Genomic DNA, 13299 nt, shown 5'->3' with positions numbered 1-13299 from the left:
GACAACGGGTCGGGAAGAATACAACCACAACGCAGCATAATTTTAAGACTCGATGCTCCTGGCGACTTCTAGCAGCCGTGGTTGGCATTTTTGTTTTGCTCGCTGCCGCGCCGCCGGTCCGGGCGGATGATTCGTCAGCGATCCTTTTTTCCGAATCGACCAGACTGGTTGGAGAGGCTCGCGAACAAGGCAACATGGCTGTCCAGGGGCTGGACGGCTGGCTGTTCTTCGACCAGGAACTGGACCATGTTGCCTCGGGCAGGTTCTGGGGCGAGCGAGCCGCCGAAGTCAGCCGGGCGACCAATCCGGAATTCGCCGACCCTCTGCCGGCCATTCTGGATTTTCATGACCAGCTCCAGGCTGCGGGGGTGGAGCTGCTTTTGGTTCCGGTCCCTCCCAAGGCCGTGATCTATCCGGATTTCATTTCTCAGGCCCTGGCGGAACGCTTGGTGACGCAAGTCCCCCCAGCGCGACTGGACCCGGCGCATCAAGAATTTTACGAACTTTTGCTTGATCATGGTCTAACGGTGCTTGACTTGACAGATGTTTTTCTCGAAGAACGGTTTGCCGATCAGGGCCCACTATACTGCCGCCAGGATACCCACTGGTCCGGAGTCGGATGCGTGGTCGCGGCCCGGAAAATCGGTGATCTGGTCCGCGAAATGCCGTGGTACGCCGAAATCACGGCTCGTGAGTTCGACTCGCGCTGGCAAGACGTGCAAATCAGCGGAGACCTCTGGCGAGCATTGGATGCGTCGGCCCTGGAACGGGAAACAGTCGGCCTGCGTCAGGTGGGACGGGAAGCATCCACTGGCCTGGAACCTGTGGAGTCGGATCAGGGCAGCCCGGTGATCCTGCTCGGCGACAGCCATAATCTGGTCTTTCAGGCCGGCGGCGACATGCACGCTCGAGGCGCGGGGCTGGCCGATCAACTGACCCTGGAACTCGGCTTGCCCGTGGACCTGATCGCCGTACGCGGCTCCGGCGCCACCCCGGCCCGGATCAATCTCTTTCGCCGGGCGCAACGCAATTCGGAATACTGGCAGGATAAGAAGCTGGTGATTTGGGTGTTCACGGCTCGGGAGTTCACCCACGCCGACGGCTGGCGGCTCGTGCCCATCGCGCCTTAGCAAGCCCGCGAGCATCAACTCGTTCCCCTTCAAACCTTCAACCAACACCTCGATGACGGAAACTTCCTCACGTCCTACGACCTTGACCCTGGTCATTCCCTGCTACAATGAAGAAAAAACCCTGGAACGCTGTGTGGAACGGGTTCTGGCCATTGCCGATGATCGACTCGTATTGGAACTGATTATCGTCGATGATGCATCCAAGGACGACAGCGTCTCCGTGGCCCAAAAACTTATCCAACGCCACCCGAACATCCGACTGTTCCGACACGAGCGCAACCAGGGCAAAGGGGCCGCCTTGCGCACGGGCTTCGCCCAGGCCACGGGAGATTTCGTGGGCGTCCAAGACGCGGATCTGGAGTACGACCCACAAGACCTGCGAAAGCTGATCGTTCCCCTGGCTGAAGGCAGGGCGGACGTAGTCTTCGGCTCTCGCTTCCTCTACTCTGGAGAACGGCGAGTTCTCTATTTCTGGCACAGCCAGATGAACCGCGCCCTGACCTTTCTCTCCAACATGTTCAGCGACCTCGGCCTGACGGACATGGAGACCTGTTACAAGCTCTTTCGTCGGGAGATCATCCAATCCATCGAGATCCAGGAAAACCGCTTCGGTTTTGAGCCGGAAATCGTGGCCAAGGTCGCGGAAATGCGCTGTCGAATCTACGAAGCGCCTATTTCTTATCAAGGACGGACCTACGCTGAAGGGAAGAAAATCAACTGGAAGGACGGATTGCGTGCCCTCTACTGCATCCTGCATTACGGGGCGCATCGGTCTCCGTTGCCCATGCAGATGTTGGTCTATCTGTTCATCGGCGGCACGGCCGCGCTGTTCAATCTGCTGCTGTTTCTGTTGCTCTTTCCGACCCTGTCCATTGGACCGTCGGCGCTCATCGCCTTCTATGCCGCGGCGGGATTGAACTACTGGCTATGCACCCACTTGCTGTTCAAAAAAAATATCCGCTGGAAAACTGGGACCGAGCAGTTTGTTTACTATGCATCCGTGACCGGGATAGCTCTGGTGGACTTGGCTACGACCACTGCACTCCTTGCGTTCGGCCTCGGTGCCGTCAGTGCAAAGCTGCTGGCCTCATGCATCGGGCTAATACTCAACTTTGCGGCACGGCGCTTTTTGGTGTTCCCTGAGAGCAGGCCGGAGGATTGGAGGTAGTTGGGGCAGGGTGACCATTGACCATAAGACCGATAGACTTTACCGGGATATCGCGCTGTCGCCTCGGATTTCTGGTGTGATTTTTCACGCATTCACGGCCAGGATTCTCCACACCGTTATATTTGCTGATTGCCCCACCGCGTCGTGGTCTTTTAAGCATAAATGCGCTCCAACTTTCAACGCTAGAGTAGACCGACAAATGCGACAACAAATATTCGGGTTTTAATAATGTTACTTTTATTTTTTTTCATATTCTTTATTGTAAGGATAGTCTACTTATTTTCAGGAGGAGTAATTATTGATTCTGATGAGGCAATTATCGGCTTGATGGCCCGCCACATTCTCAATGGTGAAAATTTTGTGTACTATTGGGGTCAAAATTATATGGGCAGCCTTGAAGCATATACTGCTGCATTTTTTTTCAAAATATTAAACACTTCTGATTCTTTTGTTTTAAAAATGGTTCCACTCTTTTATTGTGTTCTTCTTATAATATTTTCGTACTATTATCTTTGCTCAGAAAACAGAAAACTTGAGGCACTATTTTTTTTAGCATTAATGTCTTTTCCTCCATTATTTTTTTTAGTATGGTCTTTAAAAGCACGTGGAGGGTATATTGAAACCATTTTATTTGGAATTTTAATATTTTATTTTGCTACAAAAACAATCCAATCTTCTAAAAACTTATATAATTCTAAAATTAATATCAAATTTTCTGTTAATAACAATTGCTTGTTTTATTTATTATTAGTTTTACAGTTAATTTCTGCATTAATTATTTTTTGCCAAGTTGTTTATGGTGGTGTGTATATTAATTTTTATAGCGCAAAATTTAGCAGCTCGAGCTTTATTAAGCCGATATTTTTTTTCTTTCTTTTGCTTTCTGCTCAATTTTTTCTCCGAAAAGAACCTTTTGTAAAATCATATGTTGTTAACGTTCATTGGATATACGTATCGCTTTTGGCCTTTCTTTGTGGATTAGCATGGTGGACAAACCAACTTGTAATTTTTTTTCTCTTTCCAGCACTTATTATTATCTCCTTATCAATACATAAACTTTTCTTTTCACCTAACTACCAAATATTATTTATAATTTTTTTTGGTTTGTTTTCCTTTTTAGGTGGATTGCCAATGTGGTATTATTCATTTTTTACTGATCACGCTTCTATAACTTCTGAAGCTATCGCGCCTTCTGAGCTTTGGATCAGTCAATTCACAAATTTTTTTTCCATAGGACTACCGAGGTTAATTGGTATTTTTTCTGAAAAAAATCAAGATATTTTTACATTAATACTAGATTATTCTGTTGCAGTAATATATCTAGCATCTTTTTCTTACGTTTCATTTCGTGTTGTTAAAAAAATTATTTCAAAATTTAACAATTTCAATGTATCTATAAATGAATTTATTTTTATATTTCTATTTTTTTACCCTTTTCTATTTAGTGTCACATCGTTTGGCGGATTTGTAACTGAGCCAAGATATTTACTACCTTTTATTTTTGTTTTTCAACTAGCAATTTGTTTTTTTATTGCTAGAATATATAAAATCATACCATTTTTAAGTTTTTTTATAATATTTATTTTAATAGGAAGTTCTTTTTCTCAATACAAGGAAATCGATTTTCAGGCTATGCAGCCCTGGGTTAAGTCAAGAAAAGTCCCTCTTTCACTTAATGAATTTTACGAATTTGCTGAAGATAAAAATATTAATGCTGTATATTCTGATTATTGGATTGCATATAGGATAACTTTTGAAAGTTCAGAAAACATCATATCTACTGTTTATCCAAAGGGAAGCACTGACAGGAACCCAGACTACACGATGTTTGTTGACAGCAATGACAATTTTGCATACATTATTATGAATAGTGTGAGCAAAGGATTTGAGTTACAGATGCATAATAACAATATTCATGAATACGATAAGTTTGAAATATGGCCAATGGTCATTTATTTTAACCTTTCAAAAAGGATTTAGCAGCTATATTTTCGGGCACTAAATCTTTTCAGGACGCACAGGCCCTACAGGTTTAATAAATATATTTCAAAATATTACAAACTAATTGGGCATTCCTCGCAAAATCATTCCCGAAAGTTCTGTCTAAGATGGATTGTGATAAAGCATAATCACACCTCTTCGTTGTTGTTGTTGTGGAGAAAATGGATTGCCAGTTTAGCATGGGATATTCAAGCGACATGGGTCTTTATTTTTCAAGTTATATATTTTTTTTACAAAGCATTAATATCACTTTTCCTACTCTTCTTTAGCATCGAAATACAGTCACCCCTCCACTATATATCGTATCTAATATTTTATACAGATATAATCAAATATAAAAATTAAAATTTTTAATATTTTTATATAATTTTTAATTATTGCAAACAATACGCACATCATTTCATCTATGATGGCTTTTTTTTGCTAGCAATTTAGATATTGTATTTTTTTAATTTTAACATGAATTAAAAAAAATCCAAGGAGCTTAGCCATGGGTAAGATAGATAAGCTTTTCTCTTTTCCCTTGTCTTCTTTAATTCTATTTTGTTTGAGTTTTTGTATCCCGCTCAATTTTGCTTTAGCATCAAATAGCACTTTACTTGAAACAATCAAGGCTCATGATTACGGCACTAACAACCCAAGTGTAATTTTATGTCTAGGAGATAGCATTACAGCAGGCTCTTATACTTCAAGTGAAAATATATACACTACTCGACTCCAGGACTTGACAGGAAAGACAGTAGTTAACGCTGGGAGATCGCGTGCGGAAAGCAGCGAAGGACTTGCATTTATGCCTTCTGATTTGAAAAAAAACAACCCCGGCATAGTAACAATTTTGTATGGCCTCAATGACATCGGAAGAGTTAGTGTGAGAACTACAAATATAAACCTCCGTGCAATGGTCAGATTAGCAAAACAAAACAAAACAATACCAATTATTGCTACATTAACTCCGGTATTTGAAAATCGCAGTTGGAAACGAGATGATATAATATCGCTGAATTCGATGATCAGAACGATAGCAGCAGAGGAAGGGGTCTTGCTCGCTGACCTCGAAGAGGTTTTTTCCTGGAATGAACAATATATACACTATGGTCAATACCCTAACTCCGCAGGGCATGAATTGATCGCTCGGACTTTTTTCGATCTGATTCAGAGCGTCGATGATAGTGACAATGCTAGTGGCGGTGGTAGTGGCGGTGGTTGTTCGTTAAGCTCTGACTCCGAGTTTAGCTTCGATTGGGCGATAATTTTTATTCTTTTTTCTCTTTTTTATCTTCACCGTAAAGTGACTAACAGAGGCATTTCCTAAGTGCGAAAATAACGGACTGGTGGCTGGTGGGAAAGCCGATAGAATTCGCTTTTATCTCGACATACTATCCCCTGAGCCGCTCCTGTGGATCGAACCCAGTCAATTTCGTCAACATCAAATACTTCTGAAAGTCTCTACTTCCCCTCGCCGTGGAGTAACGCTGCCATCATGCCATCCATTTTGATTATTTTTCTATATTTGTAAAAATTATGACAACTCGTAAAACTTTTTTGACAATAAAGATTTCCTTTTTACTGTTTCTTCCGTTGTTTTTTGCCTACGTATACAAAACTGGCTTTTTTATTGAAATGATAGAGGACAACGTCACTTATTATGAATCTAAAATCGGCCAACGGATTGCTGAAAAACATGAAGTTGCTTTACTCATTACCTTTGACGAGCCAGAACCAAGGGAATGGATCACCGGCTCTCAGGTAGTTCAATACGGCGTTGAAGCGGTTCCTGGTCGCAAGGGAATGGCTCGACGTTTTAATGGCCATCAAAGAAACGCAATCGAAACGTCCACTAACTGGCAGCAGTTGGGACCAGAATTTACCATTTCTACCTGGGTGAGACTCGACCCAACATCCGACACCCAGGAAATTATCTTCACTTCAAGATCAGCAAGCTCTCCAAAAGTAGGTTTGATGTTGGACAAGGGGCATATGACTTTGCATGTGCCGACGACTGATTATACACGTACAATATCATATAAATTCGAAGGCTATGATCAATACACCCACATTGCTGCCGTCATTAACAGCATTGAAGGTCAAGCTCGTCTTTATGAAAATGGAGCTTTAATCGATACCAAAAGTATTACAGATATTCTACTTCCTGACCATAATATAGAGTTTGGGAAACGCACCTGGCATGCTATACGAAAACCTCTCAATGGAGATTTAGATGAAACAATTATATGGAATAAATCATTGTCTTGCGATGATATTCTTAACGTGTATGAATCAAATGCAAACATCCTTAAAAAATTGAATAGGGAGCACTACTTAAAACTAAAAGGCTTTATTGCTCTTCAAAATATTGCCAAACGGACACTCAAAACCATAGACTATTTTAATCCCTGGCTTTTTCCAGGAAAAGCGCAAAAGATTGATCTGCCAGATGTCCATATTTTTTTGACAAAGTCTGATTTAAGGCATTTTAATAAAGCGCACCACTCCAGCCTGCTTTCTGGGCGGCGGATTAATCTCGCAGATGAGACAAGATCGATCGAGGTCATTTTTGATGGAAAGGCACAACCTGGATATTTGCAATTGTTTGGGAGCAATACGTATTATCCATCCTCATTAAGGCCATCTTACGTATTACAAGCAAGTGAAGGCAACAATGTCCTGGGAGCAAAACGAATCAGGTTGAGCCCTCCTGAAAGTATTAATTTTCTATCTCCTTTATTGGAAACAAGTGTTGCTAATTCACTAAACATTCCAAGCGTTCACAACGGCTTTTGCAGATTGATTGTCAATGGCGATTTTGCTGGGATCTATTATTTTGAGGACTACTCTACTATGGGGGTCTTTTCAGGAAGCGCGGCATCTGAATTTCCCTATGGTCCGATAAGGAGAAGTGATTGGACATCACTTTTTTGGAATATCGACTCTCCTTTTCCATACCTTCGAATACCGCTAGACAGTGATTTTCCATTATCTCATGATACACTTCTATCTCTTTATGATTCACTAGAAAACAAATATATACAAGCTCTTATTAATGATTTTACTAGCCCCTTGAGTAGCCAAGAGATTTATAGCTCTTTAATGCAAAATAGAAAAATTCTGGAGAAATTTTGGCCTTTGTCTTCGGATGAATTAGGCCAAGCAAGGAAGGTACAAAACATACTTAACGAGCATATGCTTCTTGGCAAAAATCCTTCCCCATATTATATTCTGGAGGATATTAACCTTGATATTTTAAATACTACAGGAGTTATGATCAAGTGGACCTCATCAAATCCTCAATTAATATCTTCTACAGGGAAGGTTACAAGGCCTGATGTCGATCAACCAGTCTCTGTAGAGCTAACTGCAATTATTTCTGACAACAATGAAGAATTTTCAAAATCTCTTAAATTTCGACTGATGCCTAAGCATGTCAAATTACCCGCTTTAATGGTCTATCTACGTGAGGATATACGAAAAACCCGAAGAGTTGATGCGATTGTCGCTTACTATGAATCAGGGCATACCGATAAACCTACCATCTATGAAGCATCTCAAGGCCGGCGGGGGGGAATCAGTCATCGTGGGCACACTGGCTATTGGCAAGTCAGAAAGGGATTTTCGCTCCGCCTGAACAAAGCACATCACCTTTTGGATGAGACCTCAACAAGGCATCTTTTTTTGATTAATGCTCCACGTGACTTGACTTTCATGAAGAATAAACTTTCGTATGACCTTTTCAGGAGTTTTTCGTCCGACATTATGCCAAGATACGCACCCAAGCTTCAATTGACTGAACTTTTTATAAATGGAGAATATCACGGATTATATGAAATGACTACACGAATTGGCCGTCGGATGCTGGAATGGGAGAGCTATGAAGTTTCAGAAGAATTTCCTGCTTTGCTCCTTAAGCATCAGAATGTACCCGGTGGAGAAAGAGTTCCTTTCTGGCGACAAATGTTTCCACCACCTCGTCATGGGTTTTTCCGCGATTCTTTTTTTGATCTTGTTCACTTTATATCGACATCTCCTAGAGAGCAATTTGTCAGTGAATTCACTGACTGGATGGATTTGCACAATGTAATCGATTTTCATATTCTCCTGAACCTTACAGAAAATGGAAACGGATGGCCATTTAATTATTATCTTCATGACGTACTTGCCCGTGAAGCAGGACCTGAAGGACGATTCTTCTTTATACCTTGGGACTTTGATGCCGGTTATGTCTCGCGCCCTGATCGTCTTTGGTACGCCAACAACTTGATTCGACGGTTGCAGGATGATTACCCTAACTACTATGAGCAGTTGCACAGTCGTTGGCAGGAGCTTCGAAACGGACCATTACGCAATGACGTAATCGATGCTCGTATTGACGAAATGTTTGAATCCTTGTCTGGATACGCCGTGTGGGATCTTGATAAGTGGCGGAGAGGGCACGGAAAGTCGCATCAAGAGCATGCCGAAGCGCTTCGCCACAACATTCATAATCGTCTAATATTTTTAGATAACGAAATTCCGTCTCGCTTAAATTAATAATCGTGATATATTCTAATTTTTTGCAGCAAAAACCACTAACCCGAAGATTTTTTATTTTGCACTTCACTACTTTTTTGAATTAATAGGTGTACCAATTATGCTAACAAATGAACGCAAGTTCGTCGCCTTGAACCATAAACTTGATTACGCGCTGGCAATTTTTCATCAGCATTGCCTTCTTGACCCGACTTATCCGTTAGATACGATCCACAGCATTTACTACGACACTCCCCGTCTCAGTTCATACTGGGAAAAAATTGAGGGCGACCACATCAAGAGGAAAGTGCGTCTTAGGTGGTATGGAAATACGGCAAGCGATCAAATTTCCCGCAAAGCCTATATTGAAATTAAATACCGAATCGGAAGCGCGAGAGACAAAGTTCGTCACTCGCTAGACATTGACTATGACTGGTTTCCTGCTGCGCCGCTTCATGATCCACGCTATGTTCAACTACTTTATGATGAGGCTCGCAGTGCAAACCTGCCCATCCCACCGGATTTATTTCCAGTTATCCAGATTTCATATCATCGGTGGCGCTTTATTTGTCCAGTTACGCTTATGCGGGTTTGCGTTGATATAGACATTGTCGCCAGCAGAACAAACAGAGATTTTTTACCTGGATTTAGCTATGTGTTAGCAAATATACCTATAGTTGTATGTGAGTTCAAAAGCCAGGGACTGATTGAATTGCCTTGGGTTAAAGATCTTTACGATGCAGGCTTTCGGCTAAGAAGTTTTTCAAAATATGGTGACTGTATGAACTTTATTCTTATGGGAGGGGTACACTAATGGACATTGGATTGTTTCGAGTATTGGAAGATTTTCAGAGTATTCAAACACGGATGGATCCTTCGTTATTCATGACAGCGATTCTCGCTGCGCTAGTCGCATCTTTTGCTGCGTCAGCAATGTATCGTTTTTTCTATGAAAGCAGAGGCACAGGAAGTCAGGTTCATAGGGCATTCCCACTTCTTGGAATCTCGATAACAACTCTTTTTATCGGTATACAAACTTCTATTCCTCTTTCTTTGGGACTTTTAGGAGCATTGTCAATTATCCGTTTTAGAACGCCTATCAAAGAACCTGAAGAAATTGGATTTATTATGCTCGTTGTTGCCGCCTCAATATCGGCAGCGACATTTAATTTTCGTTATATAGTTATTCTTTACGCATTAGCATTGATGAGCCTTTTCCTGATCCGTGGCGTACGCACATTCAAGTTTCTGAAACGTGATGGCGTCCTTGTTATGACCTTGGCTGACTCAGATGCCTTAAATTCAAAAGAAGGTATTTCTAAATATCTTCAGGAAAACATGCGGCGTAATTCTCTGGAGAGCTCGTCTAGCAGAGACGGAGTTACAAGCATGCAATGGACATTTTCAGGCTTGAAATCTGATGTCGCGGATTTTCAGGCTGGATTGCGCAAGGTTGCTCCGGTCCAATCCATGAATGTATTTCTGGATCGCCCCGGAGGCATAAGATAATATGTTTCGCAAGCTTTCCTCCCTGGCGATTGTTTTCGCTTTCTTCGGGGCGTTGGCTTTTGCCTACAAATTCGACAGCCACATCTCCTACTGGCTTCAAGATCAGGTTGATCATTACTCCGAGAAGCTTGGCCGCGAGATAGCAGAAAAGCATGATGTTTTGTTATTGCTGACATTTGAGGATACACGGGGCGTCGCGTGGCCTTCAGAAATCCAAGTCAATCAATCAGGTGTGGAGGCAAGTAGCGGCCCTCGTGGTAGAACTCGTTTTTTCAATGGATCAAAATATAGTTTTATTGAAACATCTCTTAACTGGAACCAGTTAGGGAGCACCTACACTATTTCTACATGGGTGAACCTTGACGACTTATTCCCTACCCAGGATATTCTTTTCTCTTCCGTACAAGGCCGTCATACAGGCCTCCGGCTTGAAAATGGACATATGACCCTTCATATCCCAAACCCCGAAGGGTCTAAGTCACTATCCTACAAGTTTGAATCATTTGATCAATACACACACATCGCAGGCACTGTAGATCCACAGAATGGAATAGCTCAATTATATGAAAACGGCATTTTACGTGCTTCCGGAGACATAGCTTCTGTTGATCAGCCTTCTCATTATGTCGAACTAGGTAAGATGCGTTGGTATGCCCCTAATTACCCAATTTTGGGCGATATTGGTGAATCTATAATATTCAGTCGCGCCTTGACATCCAATGAAATCAATGATGTTCACAGCTCTCCTTCTCCCATTTCCAAAATGCTATCTCCCGAGTATTATTGGAAATTAAAAGCGGTTTCCGCTCTTAACCGCTTTTTCCAGTCTGCTTTGAAAACTGTTGATTATTTTCATCCAGGCCTGCACGAAGGACGTACTCACGATGCTGATTTACCGGAAATTAATTTAGTCCTGGCAAAGAACGATAGGCGACATTTCAATCAGTACCACAACATAAGCCAAGCTAGTGGCCGTCGAGTGGAAAAGGCCGCTGAAAGGCGTTCCATCTCGTATGTAATCAATGGAACTGCTGGGAATGGTTTTCTACGACTGGACGGCAGTAATATCAACTATACAGAGGGAAAGCGCCAATCATTCATACTGGAGGCAAAAGGCGACACGAGTTTAATGGGAATACGTATAATCAAACTTACCCCTCCTGAAATTTCTGGTTTTCTTGCACCTTTGTTCGAGACACAGATAGCCCACAAACTTAATTTGCCACATGTCCAAAATGGATTGTGCCGATTGATGATCAATGGCGAATTTATCGGCGTGTACTATTTTGAAGATTTTGAGAGAATGGGCGTGTTTCCTGGAAATCTATGGGATTTTCTTGAAAGACCCAGCAATGTACTCGACGCGGGCTCGCTTTTTGATGGCATAGATCTAAAATATCATCTCAGAACACCTGTTTACAAAGACATCCCATTAACCCTCAAGGAATTGCTCGGAGTGTATGATCTGCTTCATGATGTTTACCGGACTGCGTTAATCAATGATATGAATAGCCCCCTTAGCAGTCGAGCTGTTTCTTACCGACTTCTTATTGATCGCTACAGGCTTGTTAATAATGTTTCTCGTGCACCTGAGGAATGGGGGCAAGCGAGAAAGTTAGCCAACATACTCAACGAGTTCATGTTATTGAATGATAATCCTTCTCCATTTTATCTTCTTTCAAACTTAGACCTTGATGTCTTCAATGTGTCAGGCGCAAAGATCCAATGGCTCAGTTCTGACCCAAGTGTTCTGTCAGATGAGGGCAAGGTTTTCCGTCCGCTGGCAGACCGGCCAGCAGGTGTTGACTTGATCGCAACCATTTCTGATAGCACCCAGACCTTCATTAAAACTCTTAATTTTCGGGTGATGCCCGAGAATGCAAAAGTACCGGCAGTTATGGTCCACGTTGCCGAACGGCTTAATAAATTGCGTCGCGTAGACTGTTCTGTCCATTACTATGAGGAACATGGAAGCGAAACTCCTCGAGTGTTCTATGCCACCCAGGAAACACGCGGTGGTATTAAGTTTCGAGGCAACAGCAGTTTCTGGAGGCGACCGAAGAAACCATTCAATCTTCGTCTGGATGAACCCCACTACCTTTTGGACGAGACAAAAACAAAACATCTTTTTTTTGGGAATGGATTATTTGACTCAACCTTCATGCGCAACAAACTTTCTTATGACATGTTCAGAAGCTTTGGCAGCAATGACGATCCTAGATATGCGCCCGAAGTGAAATGGGCCGAAGTCTTTGTCAACGGTCGCTACCACGGTCTCTATGAGATGGGGGCCCGCGTGCACCGACGCATGCTTGGCTTTTCCAGGTATAACGAGGACGATGAACGCCACGCCGCCCTTTACAAACATGTGGCCCCTACTAATCTATTCGGTGAATTTCCAGCTGCCGGTTATCATCAAAAACTACCCCAAGTCAGACATTCAGGTCCATATGCTGAACATTATGATGACTTGATGCGGTTTACAAGTTCCGCTTCTCAGGAAGACTTTGTTAATGAGTTTGAAAAGTGGATGAATTTAAACAATGTTATTGACTTTCATATTTTGCTCAACGTCACTGACAATACTGATGGAAAAGTCGTTAATCTTTATGTCGCCCGAAATAACACCCTTGGAAGCAGATTCTTCTTTATACCATGGGACTACGATAATACCTTTCATGGCCGTAACCGCAGGCTATCCAATTTTCTATTTAACCGCCTAATCGATGAATACCCTGGGTACCCTCAACTTCTCCGCGATCGATGGACAGAACTTCGTCGTCACCAATTGAGTGATGAGTTTCTTCAGGCAGCCATCTCCCGCATGGAGCATTCCCTTACAGGATACATTGAGTGGGATTTTGAACGCTGGCCTCGCGGGATTAACGACCCTCAAAGGGGGTTTGAGAATTTACGAAACAATGTAAGGAGTCAGTTAAAGTGGCTTGACAAGCTAATTGAACCCGTAAATGGCCCCTAAGGCCAAGG

General features: G+C 42.8%; 8 protein-coding genes. All 8 read left to right on the top strand.

Going from position 1 to position 13299, the window contains the following annotated elements; translation table 11 throughout:
• The first annotated feature begins 77 nt into the window (after nt 1-77).
• Nucleotides 78-1130: an alginate O-acetyltransferase AlgX-related protein gene (locus GY33_RS0109220; protein WP_031387058.1), complete on the top strand. Its 1053-nt coding sequence runs from the start codon at nt 78-80 to the stop codon at nt 1128-1130.
• A 52-nt stretch (nt 1131-1182) separates the two neighbouring features.
• Nucleotides 1183-2298, top strand: coding sequence for a glycosyltransferase (locus GY33_RS0109215; protein ID WP_031387057.1), 1116 nt, complete (start codon nt 1183-1185; stop codon nt 2296-2298).
• A 327-nt stretch (nt 2299-2625) separates the two neighbouring features.
• Nucleotides 2626-4278, top strand: coding sequence for a hypothetical protein (locus GY33_RS21015; RefSeq protein WP_152555153.1), 1653 nt, complete (start codon nt 2626-2628; stop codon nt 4276-4278).
• Nucleotides 4279-4789: 511 nt separating this feature from the next.
• The gene (locus GY33_RS20490; protein WP_084185014.1) at nt 4790-5611 is read left to right on the top strand and encodes an SGNH/GDSL hydrolase family protein; all 822 of its coding nucleotides are present in this window, start codon (nt 4790-4792) and stop codon (nt 5609-5611) included.
• 209 nt (nt 5612-5820) lie between these two features.
• The gene (locus GY33_RS20485; RefSeq protein WP_084185012.1) at nt 5821-8823 is read left to right on the top strand and encodes a CotH kinase family protein; all 3003 of its coding nucleotides are present in this window, start codon (nt 5821-5823) and stop codon (nt 8821-8823) included.
• A 100-nt stretch (nt 8824-8923) separates the two neighbouring features.
• Nucleotides 8924-9616 (top strand): VTC domain-containing protein, encoded by a 693-nt coding sequence (locus tag GY33_RS20480; RefSeq protein WP_084185011.1) that lies wholly within the window; start codon nt 8924-8926, stop codon nt 9614-9616.
• On the top strand, nt 9616-10311 hold the full coding sequence (locus GY33_RS20475; protein WP_084185009.1) for a DUF4956 domain-containing protein: 696 nt from the start codon (nt 9616-9618) through the stop codon (nt 10309-10311). The genes GY33_RS20480 and GY33_RS20475 overlap by 1 nt, the downstream gene beginning before the upstream one ends.
• Before the next feature lies 1 nt (nt 10312).
• A complete protein-coding gene (locus GY33_RS0109185; RefSeq protein WP_031387052.1) occupies nt 10313-13291 on the top strand; it encodes a CotH kinase family protein in 2979 nt (992 codons plus the stop codon).
• The last annotated feature ends 8 nt before the right edge of the window (nt 13292-13299 follow it).

This window comes from Desulfonatronum thiodismutans, assembly GCF_000717475.1.
Classification (GTDB): domain Bacteria; phylum Desulfobacterota; class Desulfovibrionia; order Desulfovibrionales; family Desulfonatronaceae; genus Desulfonatronum; species Desulfonatronum thiodismutans.
This window is presented reverse-complemented; position numbering and strand designations above follow the sequence as displayed.